At 47.6% G+C, this 14,109-nt stretch carries 18 protein-coding genes; all 18 read right to left on the reverse strand.

Annotated features, from left to right (window positions below):
- Positions 1–146: 146 nt before the first annotated feature.
- The 18 genes from AC4EVX_RS11830 to rplR all read right to left on the reverse strand — a co-directional run bounded on the left by AC4EVX_RS11830 (position 147) and on the right by rplR (position 14,065).
- The gene (locus tag AC4EVX_RS11830; RefSeq protein ID WP_177977858.1) at positions 147–1,139 is read right to left on the reverse strand and encodes a hypothetical protein; all 993 of its coding nucleotides are present in this window, start codon (positions 1,137–1,139) and stop codon (positions 147–149) included.
- A 195-nt stretch (positions 1,140–1,334) separates the two neighbouring features.
- On the reverse strand, positions 1,335–2,645 hold the full coding sequence (locus AC4EVX_RS11835; RefSeq protein ID WP_177977838.1) for an N-acetylmuramoyl-L-alanine amidase family protein: 1,311 nt from the start codon (positions 2,643–2,645) through the stop codon (positions 1,335–1,337).
- Positions 2,646–3,067: 422 nt separating this feature from the next.
- Positions 3,068–3,856: a hypothetical protein gene (locus AC4EVX_RS11840; RefSeq protein ID WP_177977837.1), complete on the reverse strand. Its 789-nt coding sequence runs from the start codon at positions 3,854–3,856 to the stop codon at positions 3,068–3,070.
- 102 nt (positions 3,857–3,958) lie between these two features.
- A complete protein-coding gene (locus AC4EVX_RS11845) occupies positions 3,959–5,164 on the reverse strand; it encodes an LCP family glycopolymer transferase (RefSeq protein WP_177977836.1) in 1,206 nt (401 codons plus the stop codon).
- Positions 5,165–5,526: 362 nt separating this feature from the next.
- Positions 5,527–6,063 carry a bL17 family ribosomal protein gene (locus AC4EVX_RS11850; protein ID WP_177977835.1) on the reverse strand — a complete coding sequence of 179 codons (537 nt, stop codon included), beginning with the start codon at positions 6,061–6,063 and terminating at the stop codon, positions 5,527–5,529.
- A 145-nt stretch (positions 6,064–6,208) separates the two neighbouring features.
- Positions 6,209–7,168 carry a DNA-directed RNA polymerase subunit alpha gene (locus AC4EVX_RS11855; protein ID WP_490160278.1) on the reverse strand — a complete coding sequence of 320 codons (960 nt, stop codon included), beginning with the start codon at positions 7,166–7,168 and terminating at the stop codon, positions 6,209–6,211.
- A gap of 155 nt (positions 7,169–7,323) precedes the next feature.
- Entirely contained in the window at positions 7,324–7,917 is a 594-nt protein-coding gene (gene rpsD / locus AC4EVX_RS11860; RefSeq protein ID WP_308451368.1) for a 30S ribosomal protein S4, read from the reverse strand.
- Between the two features lie 18 nt (positions 7,918–7,935).
- Entirely contained in the window at positions 7,936–8,337 is a 402-nt protein-coding gene (gene rpsK, locus AC4EVX_RS11865) for a 30S ribosomal protein S11 (RefSeq protein WP_177978761.1), read from the reverse strand.
- A gap of 91 nt (positions 8,338–8,428) precedes the next feature.
- The gene (rpsM, locus tag AC4EVX_RS11870) at positions 8,429–8,797 is read right to left on the reverse strand and encodes a 30S ribosomal protein S13 (protein WP_177978763.1); all 369 of its coding nucleotides are present in this window, start codon (positions 8,795–8,797) and stop codon (positions 8,429–8,431) included.
- A gap of 35 nt (positions 8,798–8,832) precedes the next feature.
- Complete coding sequence (gene rpmJ / locus AC4EVX_RS11875; protein WP_003497809.1) at positions 8,833–8,946, reverse strand: 50S ribosomal protein L36; 114 nt, start codon at positions 8,944–8,946, stop codon at positions 8,833–8,835.
- 151 nt (positions 8,947–9,097) lie between these two features.
- Positions 9,098–9,316 carry a translation initiation factor IF-1 gene (gene infA, locus AC4EVX_RS11880; protein ID WP_021869270.1) on the reverse strand — a complete coding sequence of 73 codons (219 nt, stop codon included), beginning with the start codon at positions 9,314–9,316 and terminating at the stop codon, positions 9,098–9,100.
- Positions 9,317–9,469: 153 nt separating this feature from the next.
- Positions 9,470–10,219, reverse strand: coding sequence for a type I methionyl aminopeptidase (gene map, locus AC4EVX_RS11885; protein ID WP_177978765.1), 750 nt, complete (start codon positions 10,217–10,219; stop codon positions 9,470–9,472).
- A gap of 3 nt (positions 10,220–10,222) precedes the next feature.
- On the reverse strand, positions 10,223–10,867 hold the full coding sequence (locus AC4EVX_RS11890; RefSeq protein WP_177978767.1) for an adenylate kinase: 645 nt from the start codon (positions 10,865–10,867) through the stop codon (positions 10,223–10,225).
- Between the two features lie 322 nt (positions 10,868–11,189).
- A complete protein-coding gene (gene secY, locus AC4EVX_RS11895; RefSeq protein ID WP_177978769.1) occupies positions 11,190–12,506 on the reverse strand; it encodes a preprotein translocase subunit SecY in 1,317 nt (438 codons plus the stop codon).
- A 1-nt stretch (position 12,507) separates the two neighbouring features.
- Positions 12,508–12,948 (reverse strand): 50S ribosomal protein L15, encoded by a 441-nt coding sequence (gene rplO, locus AC4EVX_RS11900; protein WP_177978771.1) that lies wholly within the window; start codon positions 12,946–12,948, stop codon positions 12,508–12,510.
- A gap of 26 nt (positions 12,949–12,974) precedes the next feature.
- Positions 12,975–13,157, reverse strand: a complete 183-nt coding sequence (gene rpmD / locus AC4EVX_RS11905; RefSeq protein WP_177978773.1) for a 50S ribosomal protein L30 — start codon at positions 13,155–13,157, stop codon at positions 12,975–12,977.
- Positions 13,158–13,170: 13 nt separating this feature from the next.
- Positions 13,171–13,680 carry a 30S ribosomal protein S5 gene (gene rpsE, locus AC4EVX_RS11910; RefSeq protein ID WP_177978775.1) on the reverse strand — a complete coding sequence of 170 codons (510 nt, stop codon included), beginning with the start codon at positions 13,678–13,680 and terminating at the stop codon, positions 13,171–13,173.
- Between the two features lie 16 nt (positions 13,681–13,696).
- Positions 13,697–14,065, reverse strand: coding sequence for a 50S ribosomal protein L18 (gene rplR, locus AC4EVX_RS11915; RefSeq protein ID WP_177978777.1), 369 nt, complete (start codon positions 14,063–14,065; stop codon positions 13,697–13,699).
- Between the last annotated feature and the right edge of the window lie 44 nt (positions 14,066–14,109).

Genomic DNA, 14,109 nt, shown 5'->3' on the forward strand with positions numbered 1-14,109 from the left:
CGGATTCCGGACTTGCACCGGTTAGAAACGTGCGCCGCCGGGCGCACTCATACAAGAAAGCGACAGCCCGACGAACTTTTTCCCGTCGGACTGTCGCTTTTCTTCCTGTTCACGCGCACATACCCAATAATTCTCTTTTCTTTCTGTTACTGGCGAAGCCCCTTGCTGTTAAGTGTATATCCGTCTACAACCGTGTCATGCGCCATCGTGCCGTCCTCATTCAGGTAATAATACTTTCCCGGCTGATCCATGATCCATCCTGTCTGCACCGCACCTGTCTTATCTGCATAATACCAGTTATCGTCCCAGACAAACCATCCTGTCGCAAGCATTCCATTGTCTTCATCGAGATAGTAGTGAACTCCATCTACGGTCTGCCAGCCACCCAGGCGATATCCATTTTCATCGAACAGATACCAGACTCCCTGAATTCTCTGCCAACCTCCGGTGAGAAACTCTCCATCCTCGGTCTCATACTTTGTTCCCTCAAGATAGTTGCGCCACTTTCCACCAGTGATTCCCTGAACCTGATTTTCCTTAAAATCTGCGGTCGGAGAGGCAACCCAGTCTCCGGATTTCACATACTGCTGTTCACTGAGTTTCGGAACTGCCCGGACAACGAAAATATAGGTGTGAAGATCCTTCATATACGGAGAAAAATCATAACTGGTCTCCGTCGTTCGCTTCATCATCACGCACTCTGCATCCTGAGTCAGCTCATTGAGCTTTGCATCAGTCAGCGTAATCACTCCGTTATCCTCATCATCCGTATCCAGATCAAAATCATCCGCAATATAGAGCTTGACCTGATACTCATGCGCCTTGCTCACAGAATTCCATCTTCCGACAGTATCAGTCTCCCACCACGCATGCCTGGATGTGGAGAGATAAACAGTCTCAACCGCCTTATCCGACGCATATGCATGCATAACCGGCAGAATACTCGCCCCCGCTGTCCCCGCAAGCACGATTCCGCACAGGCACACTCTCACGAGCGTTCGTCTCACTGCCATCCATGCACCTAAATGATTTTTTCCCTGTTTCTGACTGTTCTCTCCCTGACTGTTCGCTCTTCGCTTCATTCCGTTTCCTTTCTGATCAAATGGATCTTTCGCGTTTAAATCATAAACACCTTCCATGACTTATCCAATATATTTAATATAACAGAGAAATTTGAAAATCCTGTGAATCCACCCGGTGTCCCATCAGGAAATCTCAGAAAAAAGTAACCGGGAGGAAGCTCAACAAGCCCCTCCCGGTCATTCAGTCATTCAGTCATTCAGTCATTCAGTCAACGATCCTATTCTCTGATTCTGCCTTGGTCAATCTAATATCTAGTGTACCCAGACACCATTCTGATCTACATAAAAGCTATCCACATAGGTGTTCTCTGCTCTCGCACCGCTGTCCGGATAGAAGTAGTACCAGTTTCCATCCACCTGTGTCCATCCGGTCGCTCTCGCACCGTCTGCACCGAGGTAGCAAGCCTTACCATTCACGGTCCACCAGCGTCCCTTCACCAGAGCGCCCTGGTACTGATCCGGTGTCGTGTTCAGGTAATACCAGCGTCCGCCCCACTGAATCCATCCCGTCAGCATTGCTCCGCTGTCCGACAGATAGTAGGTCTGGCCATTGATCGTCTGCCATCCCGTCAGCATCTGACCACTGCTATTGAACAGATACCAGCTTCCGCCAATCATACTCCAGCCGTTCTTCTGGTAGCTTCCGTCCGGATAGTAGAAATACCAGTTTCCTCCAGACTGTCTCCAGCCGACATTTGTATTGCCACCCGGAGTATTCGAAGTTCCCGGACCACCAGCCGTGATCGTGGAACCGCTCTCCTGACCGCTTCCATCCGATACATCCTCCTCTGCGAGATAAATCTCATCGGACTCTACCCAGTCACTCTTGTCGCCATAATCCTTTTCCTTTGTCGTCTTCGCAATCGTGCGAACACGGAAGGTGTAGGTTCCCTTCTTTGTCATATATGGATAGAAGTTGAAGGAGCGATTGTTCGTCTCCGTCGAATACACCTTAGAGGAACCTCTGCGAAGCTCCACCTCATAGCGTCCGGTGCCTCCATCCTCCGGCTCATCCCAGCGCGCAGTTCCTTTGCTGTTGTCCTTCCAGTAGGCATTGTCCGGTGCAGAGAACGTTCCCTCCACTGCACGAACCTTAACCTTGACAATCAGATCGCCTCCGCTCTTGCTCGCACTCACAAAATCTGCTTTGCGGATGCTGACATTGCTAGAACGGTAGGTTCCCTTAAATTGGTACTGATCTCCGCCAACAGAATTCGGTCTCAATGTCAACTTCATCTGAGGCTGTTGTCCAACTTCCATGACCTTGCTCGTCGATGTCGTCCACTCTGCATCCACGATCGAGTAGGTATCCGACGTATTGCTGACCACAATCTCTCCATCTCCTGCACTCGTGCTCTCTCCGGAATTGTTGTAAGAAATCGAAGGCAGAGTATCTCCCGGTTTCAGCTTGGAATCCACCCTCAACGTCACCTTCGTCACTGCCTTATCCGCCGCATACGCAACCGTCATTCCAACATTTGCCACAGCTCCAACGGTTCCGGTGATCCCCGCCACACCGATCATGGCACTCATGCACAGTGCCCGTAAATTGCTCTTTCTCATTGTCAACCCCCACTTTCCTGTTATAAAAATGAAACTCACTCATTTCTCTCACAAATTTTTATGAAATTCTCGAAATTCTTAAAATCTTTTCGCAATCTCCTAATCCCCTATTTTTCTTTCATAAGAGGCTTTTGAATTACTGTTCACGGGTAGGCATTTTCTGAACTGAAAATGCCGTATGGTACAGTGGTGGTAGCAGATTTTGCCGATTTGGAATGCGAAGCATCGGCAAAATCTGTTGCTGTTTGCGCAACGCGTGAACAGTAACGCTTTTGATTGTACTTTTATTATAGTGGAAGAAAATTGTATAGTCAACTTACGATATCCTTACCCTTTTCCGACGAGAACCTGTCGTAAAACAAAAAAGGAAGAAGCTCTCATCGAACTTCTTCCTTTCGGATCAGAATATCCCTAGGGATTTCTTATTTGGTGTAAATGGTGATCTGACCAGATGCCGGCAGTACGAAGTACAGAATATCACCAACACGACGTACGCTCAGAACCTGAGTAGTACCGTTGTTGTTTACGAATACAACGCTTACCTGAGCATCAGCTCTCAGACCAGCACATACATATCCGTACTCGGTATTTCTCTGAACCTCTACATTGCTGGTAGCATCGGTCAGGAATACGCTCTCGGTAATACCAGTGGACTGGAATCCCTGTGCCTTTACAGAAGCAGTTGCAGCATCGGTAGAAGTACCAGCTGTTACTGCCTGACGCAGGGTGCTCAGCTCAGCACTAACATCTGCAGTGTTGATCTCAGAACCGCTCAGAACCTTAACGTTTGTTGCAACACCAGTTGTATCTGCTACGGTTACCGTTGCATTTCCTGCATAGGTAATCTTGGAACCGTTCTCAGTCGTTACATCAGAAACAGAACCTGTGGTTACGCTCTCTCCTGTTGCAGTTGTCTGGGTGCTTGTTGCAGTAGCACTTACAGTCTCTCCATTTCCAGCTGTGATAACGTTAGAACCATGAGATACGGTGCTACCGGCTGTGGTTGTAGTGGTTGTGGTATTTGTTACAGTACCATTACCCTGAGTTACACTACCAGTACTGCTTGTACCGCCAGAAAACGTGTTATCCGTGGTAGAAGTTGTGTTGCTGTTATCTCTGTCAGTGACTTTAGAACCTGCTGCAAATGCAACTGCCGGTACCATTGCCAGAGCCATCACAACTGCTGCTAATTTCAGACCTCTCTTTTTCATTGTCTCCACCTTCCTTCCCATAAATGGGATATTTATTTTCAATAACAGCCCTCACGCGAACTGATTATTGCTTGTCTGGTTTGTCTAGCTTATCTATTTTGGTTATACTTCCCTGTAAAACATCTGCAAAAGAATCGGAATCATCTGCTGAATGTTTGCATGGAATTCATCGTAAGTATCCGTCGCTGTGCCGACACCTGGAATCATTCGGAAATTGTCATCTCCAAGACTTCCACTTCCAAGCACATCGATCGCAATCTTCATGTACTCATCCTTCGGCATATCCGTCTGCATATAATCCTGAATCATGTCAAACATATTCGTCACAATCTGACTGTCCTCTTTTGATTTCTGCTTGACTGCCTTGAAGAATTGCTCCATATATTCCTTGTGCTGGTTCATACGAAACAGTGCGGAGTTGTCGCGCTCGATATCACGGTAACGGATAAAGGCTTCTGCCTGATCTCCATGAAGAGTGACCTGAGTTCCCTTGACAAATGCCGGATCGCGTTTCTCCATGCCATCTGTCGGAATCGTGACGGTAACACCGCCAACTGCATCATTCAGCTTGGAAAGTACAACGATATCCACCGCCATATAGCGGTCAATCGGAATCCCCTGAAGAAGATTCATCACAGCACGCTTTGCAAGATCACAGCTGAGTTTCTCGCCATCGCCGTATCCATATGCAATGTTCAAATGATCCACTCGTGTTCCAAGCTCCTGATTATTCTTGTCCGTGATCACAATCCTTGTCATCGTGTCTCGCGGAATCATCAGAATCTTGATCTGGTTGCGAACCGTATCCTGAGCAATCAGATAAATACCATCACTCTGTCCTGCTTCTCCCGGCTCTCGCGTTCCAACCATATCGTCGGTGCGATCGATACCGAGACAGAGAATCGTGTGAATGTAGGTATTTCTCCGGTACGTCTTTCCATTCCAGGTCACTGTGTCCTGACTCAGATCAACGAGATAGTCTCCCATCTCTGCCTCCTCAGAATTCGCAGAACCAGGATCAGAACCCGGAGTTCCCGAAGCGTCTGTCGATGAGCTTGCTCCATTTTCCTGATTTCCCGTGTTTCCATCACTCGATGAATCCGGGGAACCGGAAGCGGAATCTCCATCACTGCCCTGCTGTTGACTCATCTGAGTCTGGTTGGCACGATTCGTCGCGATCATCTCCTCAGTTGCCCGCCTCTGCCGATACAGTCCAACGCTATACCAGACAAATACGGTAATTCCCACCATGCAGATTCCGATCAGCGCGTTTCTCAATGCCTCTCTGTTTTTCTTTAACCAATCCATGATACTTCCTTCCGTAAATGCCGGTTTTCATCCCCTGTATCTCCATTGTTTCTGCACACATTAGCGACCTGGATAACGATGCACCCTCGATCTGCAATGCAAGAAAAACAAGGCAAAGATTAACATTAGTCTATCACTTTTCTCGACAAAATCCAATACTATTTTTCCTTTTTTATTCTATTTGGGAAGAAAATACAGGGTTTTCCCCCTTATAAAGAGGATTTTGGCAGATTTCCTACCATACAAAAAAGCCTGTCTGAAAGAATGACTCTCTCACGCAGGCTTTCTTTGCATCCCTTGTCAGTCAGACTGACAGGGCTTTATGCGAAAATCTACACTCGGATTCTCATGCAAGCGGTCTATTAAACCAGCTCAAGCAGAACCTCCATAGCGCCGTCACCGTGACGAAGACCGATCTTTACCAGACGGGTGTAACCACCGTTACGGGAAACGTACTTCGGAGCGATCTCATCGAACAGCTTTGCCGGAAGATCAACACTCTTGGTGTTCTTCTTCTTGCCTGCTGCTGCGGTCGGAACCTCAGTTACATCGTACAGAACCTTCAGCATCTGACGACGAGCGTGAAGTCTGGACGGCTTATCCTTCTTGATCTCCTTCTGAACCTCATCATAAACGGTAACTTTCTTGCCGTTTACAACTTCCTTTACGCGCTTGCCGTTCTCGTCCTTGCGAGCAACCTTAGCGGTAACGGTAACAGTCTCGAAGTTGTCCTTCTCCTTAACAGCCAGAGCGATCAGACCCTCAGCAACCTTGCGGATCTCCTTTGCTCTTGCCTCGGTGGTAACGATCTTTCCATGATACAGCAGAGCTGTAACCTGGCTGCGGATCAGTGCCTTTCTCTGATTGGAAGTTCTTCCAAGCTTTCTGTAACCTGCCATTTTATTTTCCTCCATATAATGTGGAGTGCAGCCTCATGCACATCGGACTTACCGGGCCGCAGCATCCAAGATATTTTTCGTACCCACCCCTGCCCTATGGACTTACGGGGTATGGCACATCATTTTAATTTATATAACTTCTAAGTTATTCCTCGCTAGGATTCAGCTGAAGTCCCAGCTCTTTCAACTTGGCAAGAACTTCCTCAAGGGACTTTCTTCCCAAGTTACGAACCTTCATCATATCCTCCGGAGTTCTGTTGCACAGCTCCTCCACGGTGTTGATGCCGGCACGCTTTAAGCAGTTGTAGGAACGAACGGAAAGCTCCAGTTCGTCAATGTTCATTTCCAGAACTTTTTCCTTCTCGTCATCTTCCTTCTCTACCATGATCTCAGCGGTCTTGGCATTCTCGGAAAGGTCGATGAAGAGGTTCAGATGCTCGCTGAGCACCTTAGCCGCAAGGCTGACAGCCTCATCCGGAACAAGCGTTCCATTGGTGTAAACATCCAGAGTCAGCTTATCGTAATCGGTAACCTGTCCCACACGGGTGTTCTCGATGGACATATTGACACGCTCAACCGGGGTGTAGATGGAATCTACCGCGATCACGCCGATCGGAAGATCCTCGCCCTTATTCTTGTCAGCGCTCACATAGCCACGGCCCTTGGTGATCGTCAGCTCCATGTAGAAGCGACTATCCGCACCGCCACTCAGTGTTGCGATGACCTGATCCGGGTTCATGATCTCGATGTCCGGGTCAGCCTGAATATCAGCAGCAGTGATCACGCCCTCGCCCTCATGCTCAATGTATGCGGTCTTGACTTCGTTGCTGTCGCTGTTATTCTTAATAGATAAGCTCTTGATGTTCATGATGATCTCAGTTACATCTTCCTTTACTCCAGGAATAGAACTGAACTCATGCAAAACTCCGTCGATTTTCACCTGACTGACAGCTGCGCCCGGTAAGGAAGAAAGCATAATCCTTCTCAGGGAGTTGCCCAATGTGGTGCCGTAGCCTCTCTCAAGCGGTTCAACTACAAACTTGCCATATTTCTTGTCATCTGAAATTTCAACAATCTCAATGTTTGGTTTTTCAAAATCGAACACGATTATAGCCCCTCCTTCTGGGTATATGATTCGAGGGATTTCTGTATTCCGTAAAATCGCTTTTTCCGTGTTGGAAAAGAAAGCCCTTTAGACAAAGCACAGCCAGAACCTCTCGGCCTGGCTTTGCCCTGTATTCAGGCTCACGCGCTTACATCTTACTTGGAGTACAGCTCGACGATAAGCATCTCGTTTACCGGAACATCAATCTCTTCTCTGTTCGGCAGTTCCTTAACGGTACCGCGCAGGTTCTCCTGGTCAACCTCGATCCAGGCCGGAACCAGACGTCCTGCAGTTACTTCCAGGATGTCTTTGTATCTCTGAGAGGACTTAGCCTTCTCTTTGATCTCGATTACGTCGCCAGCCTTTACCAGGTAGGACGGAATGTTTACGCACTTGCCATTAACAAGTACATGTTTGTGATCAACGATCTGTCTGGTCTCACGTCTGGTGCGGCCGAATCCCATACGGAATACAACGTTGTCCAGTCTTCTCTCCAGAAGGATCATCATGTTCTCACCGGTCTGACCTTCCATCTTCTCAGCTCTGGTGTAGTAGTTGCGGAACGGCTTCTCAAGAACACCATAGATGAACTTTGCCTTCTGCTTCTCGCGCAGCTGTAAGCCATACTCGCTAACTTTTCTGTTGGCTCTCTTTAACTCTCTGTTTGACTTTTTATCAATTCCTAAATAAATCGGATCCAGACCAAGAGATCTACATCTTTTAAGAACAGGAACTCTATCTACTGCCACTTTTCGTACCTCCTAAGATTAAACTCTTCTACGCTTTGGCGGACGGCAACCGTTATGCGGAACCGGGGTTACGTCCTTAATGCTAGTTACTTCAATACCGCATGCAGAAAGTGCGCGGATTGCTGCTTCACGGCCTGAACCAGGTCCTTTAACCATAACGTCAACAGACTTTAAACCATGTACGATAGCTGCTTTGGCAGCAGTCTCTGCAGCCATCTGAGCTGCATATGGAGTAGATTTCCTTGAACCTCTAAATCCCAGACCACCGGCACTTGCCCAAGACAATGCATTACCCTGTGCATCGGTTAAGGTAACGATTGTATTGTTAAAAGAGCTCTGGATATGTGCCTGTCCGCGTTCAACGTTTTTCTTTACACGCTTTTTTGTCACTTTTTTAGTAGTGGACACTTTTTTAGCCATTTTAAACTAACCTACTTTCCTTTCATCTCGAATCCTGTTTCCTGTTTTTAAAACATGCAACCTGATTCTACTACTTGTTTCTTGAAACTAATTATTTCTTCTTGTTTGCAACGGTCTTACGCGGACCCTTACGAGTTCTTGCGTTGGTCTTTGTCTTCTGACCACGAACCGGCAGACCCTTTCTGTGACGGATTCCACGATAGCATCCGATCTCCTGGAGTCTCTTGATGTTCATAGCGATCTCTCTGCGAAGGTCACCCTCTACAGTCTGAGTCTCAGCGATAACTGCTGCGAGCTTCTTTACTTCGTCATCAGTCAGATCTTTAACACGAGTGTCCGGATTAACACCTGCAGCTGCAAGAATACGGTTAGAACTGGTTCTGCCGATTCCGTAGATGTAAGTCAAGCCGATTTCCACACGTTTTTCTCTTGGTAAGTCAACACCTGAAATACGAGCCATTTGCGTCGTACACCTCCTATTACAATTATTGTCTATTAACCTTGTCTCTGCTTGTGCTTAGGATTCTCACAGATTACTCTGATACTGCCTTTGCGCTTGATGATTTTGCACTTTTCGCAAATCGGTTTTACCGACGATCTCACCTTCATGGCAAATCTCCTTTCTACTGAATAAGCCCCGGAAAGTGTTCCCTCACGGACGCACTTGTCCCGGCATCTCAACAAAGTCGCCATGACATTATAACATCATGGCGTACTTTATGCAAGTGGTTTTTAGAAACTTTTTTAAAAAAATTTCAATTTATTTGTCTCTCCAAATGATACGACCCTTGCTCAGATCATACGGGGACATCTCGAGCGTTACCTTATCGCCCGGAAGAATACGAATGTAGTTCATTCTCAGCTTACCGCTGATGTGCGCCAATACCTGATGACCATTCTCCAGTTCTACCTGAAACATGGCATTCGGCAGTTTCTCAACAACCGTACCCTCAATCTCAATAACATCTGCTTTAGACATGTGCTCTGCCTCCTTTTTTATTTCATAATTTCATGATTGTTCTGTTTCTATTTTCACAGTTCTGACCGCCTTCGCATGGGTTCTTCCCAGCGAAGCCTCTCCCCCTGGCGAAGAAACCTTTCTTCATTCACCAGAGGGAAATGATGAGAGATCTTACAGGGAAAGAATCTCCGGCTCGCCGTCCGTGATCAGAATCGTGTTTTCATAATGTGCGGACAGGGAGTGATCTTTCGTCACAACCGTCCACCCGTCACTCATCCATGATACCTGCCAGGTTCCGGCATTGATCATGGGTTCTACCGCCAGTGTCATTCCCGCCTGAAGGCGGATACCTTTCTTTTTGCGTGCAAAGTTCGGTACTTCCGGATCTTCGTGAAGATGACTTCCGATTCCGTGACCTACCAGATCTCGCACCACTCCGTATCCGAAGCTCTCCGCATATGCCTGAATCGCAGACGAAATATCATTCAGATAATTGCCTGCCTTTGCCTGGCGGATGCCCTCAAAGAAAGATTCCCGGGTCACATCAATCAGTTTCTGTGCCTTCGGATCAATCACTCCGACCGCATGCGTTCTCGCCGCGTCAGAGTGATAGCCCTCATAGATCACACCTGCATCGAGGCTGACGATGTCGCCCTCATGAATGATTCGGTGGCTATTCGGGATTCCGTGAACGATCTCATCGTTGACCGACACACAGATAGAAGCAGGATAACCATTGTAATTCTTAAAAGAAGGAACACAGCCATGACTGCGGATCAGCTCCTCGCCCAGACGGTCGATATCCAGAGTGGACATTCCCGGCTTCAGCGCTTTTCCAAGTTCCTCATGCACACTTGCCAGAATCTTTCCAGCCACGCGCATTCGCTCAATTTCTCTCGCAGATTTTATGGTCACCGGCATAATTTACGCTCCCAGGACACTCACGATGTCCTCAAATACTTTGTTCAGATCCTGCGTTCCGTCAACCGTAACGAGGATTCCTGCCTTGCCGTAGTAATCGATCAGCGGTTTCGTCTGATCATGGTAAACCGTCAGACGCTTCTGAACAGTCTCCGGCTTATCATCGTCACGCAGAACGAGTCCCTCTCCACATACATCGCAGACATTCTCTTTCTTCGGTGCGTTGTATACAATGTGGTAGGTCGCTCCACATGCGAGACATGCACGGCGTCCTGCCATACGGGTCACGATTGCCTGATCCGGTACATCGACGTTGATCGCATAGTCCATGCTCTCACCGCGCTCCTCAAGTGCCTTTGTCAGACTCTCAGCCTGCGGGATCGTGCGCGGGAATCCGTCAAGAACATAACCCTCTGCACAGTCTTCCTGGCTGATGCGGTCAAGCAACATTCCGATCGTCACATCGTCCGGAACGAGCTGTCCCTGATCCATATAGGATTTTGCTTTCATTCCAAGCTCTGTACCATTCTTAATGTTGGCACGGAAAATATCCCCTGTGGAAATGTGGGGAATGTGATACTTCTCTGCAATCTTCTTTGCCTGAGTGCCTTTTCCTGCACCCGGAGCTCCCAGCATGATAATCTTCATTTCGGTTTATCCTCCATTTTGTGATGCTGAGGGAATCTTCCCTCAGAGGTAATACTCCCCATACATGCTCGTCAACCACTCCTGCTTATGAAAGCGGGAGCTTGTAAGTCAGAGAAGCATAGGTAGTAACGATATCGCAAAATATCTCCCTAATTCTGCCTACATCACCGGACAGTTGACAATGCCCGCTTTACCAAAGAGATTTACTCTGAGGTATTTATTATTCCTTCGTAGTGAGAATGGTTGTCTGAGGCGTAGCAGGCATCCCTCTAAAATAACAAAAGAGCTGCTGCCTATCCGCAGCAGCTCTTCTCACGAACGCTTAATCATTCAAAAAGCCCTTGTAATTCCGTACAATCAACTGTGACTCAACCGCCTTGATGGTTTCCAGAATAACGCTGACAATGATGATCAGAGATGTTCCCATGAAGGACATTCTGTTCACAGAGAACAGCCCGGAAATCATAATCGGAATCACACTGATCACAATCAGACCAGCAGCTCCGACCAGGATAATATAATTCAGGATCTTGTTCAGGTAGTCAGAAGTCGGCTTACCCGGACGAACTCCCGGAATAAATCCACCGGATTTTTTCATATTGTTTGCCACTTCCAGCGGATTGAAGGTGATGGAGGTATAGAAATATGCGAAGAGCACAATCAGTACCAGATAGATCACCAGACCGATGGAATATTTGGGCATCTCCGGTCTGAACCAGTAAGAGGAATTCAGAACCATCAGAATCTTGCCCGGAATAGTCGTGTAATCCGGTTTGAAGAACTGAGCAATCACAACCGGGAACGACATGATGGAAGAAGCAAAGATTACCGGCATAACGCCTGCGGTGTTAACCTTCAGCGGAATGTTGGAAGCCTGACCTCCAACCATCTTTCTTCCTACCATTTTCTTGGAATACTGAACCGGAATTCTGCGCTCGCCATCCTGCAGAATAACAACAAATACCACCATTGCAATGACAACTGCCAGGATAATGACAAGAGTCGTCACAAGGACACCAATGTTTTTTCCTCTGAGGAACTTGGTGTAAATGGTATTCACATCCTCTGGAAGAGAGGAAACGATGTTGAAAAGCAGAACGATGGATATACCGTTGCCAACGCCCTTATCCGTGATTCGCTCACCGATCCACATCAGGAACGCACTACCCGCAGTCATCGTGACAACCGCAATGATCACGCTCCAGACATCGAACTTAATCAGCAGCCCCTGTCCGCCGAAGCCGACAGCCATGGCAATGGACTCAACCAGAGCCAGACCGACAGTCAGGTAACGGGTGTACTCTGCGATCTTTTTTCTTCCGTCCTCTCCCTCACGCTGCATCTCCTCCAGCTTCGGAATCGCAATCGTCAGAAGCTGAATAATGATGGATGATGTGATGTAGGGAGTAATGCTTAACGCAAAAATAGACATGGAGGTAAAAGAACCTCCTGTCATCGTGTTGAAGAAACCAAAAGCATCATTGGACTGATTCGCGAAGAAATTCGCGAAAAAGTCCGTTCTCACTCCTGGAATTGGCAGTTCGGAACCGAATCGGATCACTACCAGCATCAAGAAGGTGAAGATCAGTTTTTTTCTGATCTCCACAACTCTCCATGCATTTTGGAGCGTTTTCAACATATTAGATCACCTCGCAGGTTCCGCCTAATGCCTCGATCTTAGCCTTTGCACTCTCACTGAATGCATCAACCTTAACGTTGAGCTTCTTGGTTAACTCACCGTTACCAAGGATCTTAACGCCATCTCTCGGATTCTTAACGATTCCGGTCTCCAGTAAAGACTCAACGGTAACCACTGCATCGTTCTCGAAGCACTCCAGAGCGCTTACGTTGATGCCAACGATGGTCTTCGTGTTGCGGTTCTTAAATCCTCTCTTCGGAAGACGTCTGTACAGCGGCATCTGACCACCCTCGAAACCGATTCTCGGTGCTCCAGAACGTGCCTTCTGACCCTTATGGCCCTTACCAGCAGTCTTACCGTTGCCTGAACCGTGACCGCGTCCTCTTCTGAAATTATCGCTGTGCTTGGAACCTACAGCAGGCTGTAAATTGGATAAATCCATTGCAGTACACCTCCTTACTTCAGTAATTAGATCTCTTCTACTTTAACTAAATGCTTAACGTGCCAGATCATACCTCTAACAGCGTCATTGTTCGGAAGCTCAACAGTCTTGTTCAGCTTCTTCAGGCCAAGAGCCTCAACGGTAGCTTTCTGCTTCGGGATTGCACCGATCGGGGACTTGACTAACGTAACTTTTAACTTATCTGCCATTTTACTGTCCTCCTTAGCCTAAAATCTCTTCTACGGATTTGCCGCGAAGCTTTGCATACTCCTCCGGAGTCTTAAGCTGAGTCAGGCCGTTGATTACTGCCAGAACAACGTTGGTCTTGTTGTTAGAACCCAGAGACTTTGCACGGATGTTCTTGATACCAGCCAGCTCCAGTACGGAACGAGCCGGACCACCAGCGATGATACCGGTACCTTCCGGAGCCTTCTTCAGCAGTACGCTGGAGCTACCGAATTTTGCCAGATGATCATGAGGAATGCTCTTGTTCTCATCAACCGGGATCTCAACCAGGTTCTTCATAGCTGCCTCTTTACCCTTACGGATTGCTTCCGGAACCTCGCCAGCCTTACCCAGACCTGCGCCTACGTGGCCATTGCCATCTCCTACTACTACCAGAGCAGAGAATCTCATGGTACGTCCGCCCTTAACGGTCTTAGATACACGCTTGATTGCTACTACATTGTCATTTAACTCGAACTGATTCGGGTCAATAATTGTACGCTTCATGCCGTTCTCCTCTCTACTAGAATTTCAGACCAGCTTCACGAGCTGCATCTGCAAGTGCCTGAATCTTACCCTGGTAAATGAAACCGCCTCTGTCGAATACAACTTCCTCGATTCCCTTCTCCAGTGCTCTCTTAGCGATCAGAGTTCCAACATAGGATGCTGCAGCCACATCATTGGTGTGCTCCAGCTCAGCTTTTGCTGCCTTCTCTGCGGTGGATGCTGCAACCAGAGTATTGCCGACTGAGTCGTCAATAATCTGAGCATACATGTGGTTGTTACTTCTGAACACAGCCAGACGCGGTCTCTCTGCAGTGCCTGCAAAGCGATTACGTAATCTGGTATGCTTTTTAACGCGGATTTCGCTTCTTGATTTCTTACTAACCATCTTCGTACTCTCCTTAATTATTTCTTACCAGTCTTACCAACTTT

The sequence above is a fragment of the Brotaphodocola sp. genome (assembly GCF_983179755.1).

Bases quoted from the DNA above. Each gene is read 5' to 3' on its own strand.
- rplR (WP_177978777.1), bottom strand. From the start codon at position 14,065: ATGGTTAGTAAGAAATCAAGAAGCGAAATCCGCGTTAAAAAGCATACC.
- rpsE (WP_177978775.1), bottom strand. From the start codon at position 13,680: ATGAAGCGTACAATTATTGACCCGAATCAGTTCGAGTTAAATGACAAT.
- AC4EVX_RS11830 (WP_177977858.1), bottom strand. From the start codon at position 1,139: ATGGAAGGTGTTTATGATTTAAACGCGAAAGATCCATTTGATCAGAAA.
- rpmJ (WP_003497809.1), bottom strand. From the start codon at position 8,946: ATGAAGGTGAGATCGTCGGTAAAACCGATTTGCGAAAAGTGCAAAATC.
- rplO (WP_177978771.1), bottom strand. From the start codon at position 12,948: ATGGATTTATCCAATTTACAGCCTGCTGTAGGTTCCAAGCACAGCGAT.
- rpsK (WP_177978761.1), bottom strand. From the start codon at position 8,337: ATGGCTAAAAAAGTGTCCACTACTAAAAAAGTGACAAAAAAGCGTGTA.
- infA (WP_021869270.1), bottom strand. From the start codon at position 9,316: ATGTCTAAAGCAGATGTTATTGAGATTGAGGGTACGGTTGTTGAGAAA.
- AC4EVX_RS11840 (WP_177977837.1), bottom strand. From the start codon at position 3,856: ATGAAAAAGAGAGGTCTGAAATTAGCAGCAGTTGTGATGGCTCTGGCA.
- AC4EVX_RS11890 (WP_177978767.1), bottom strand. From the start codon at position 10,867: ATGAAGATTATCATGCTGGGAGCTCCGGGTGCAGGAAAAGGCACTCAG.
- AC4EVX_RS11850 (WP_177977835.1), bottom strand. From the start codon at position 6,063: ATGGCAGGTTACAGAAAGCTTGGAAGAACTTCCAATCAGAGAAAGGCA.
- rpsM (WP_177978763.1), bottom strand. From the start codon at position 8,797: ATGGCTCGTATTTCAGGTGTTGACTTACCAAGAGAAAAACGTGTGGAA.
- secY (WP_177978769.1), bottom strand. From the start codon at position 12,506: ATGTTGAAAACGCTCCAAAATGCATGGAGAGTTGTGGAGATCAGAAAA.
- rpmD (WP_177978773.1), bottom strand. From the start codon at position 13,157: ATGGCAGATAAGTTAAAAGTTACGTTAGTCAAGTCCCCGATCGGTGCA.
- map (WP_177978765.1), bottom strand. From the start codon at position 10,219: ATGCCGGTGACCATAAAATCTGCGAGAGAAATTGAGCGAATGCGCGTG.
- AC4EVX_RS11845 (WP_177977836.1), bottom strand. From the start codon at position 5,164: ATGGATTGGTTAAAGAAAAACAGAGAGGCATTGAGAAACGCGCTGATC.
- AC4EVX_RS11835 (WP_177977838.1), bottom strand. From the start codon at position 2,645: ATGAGAAAGAGCAATTTACGGGCACTGTGCATGAGTGCCATGATCGGT.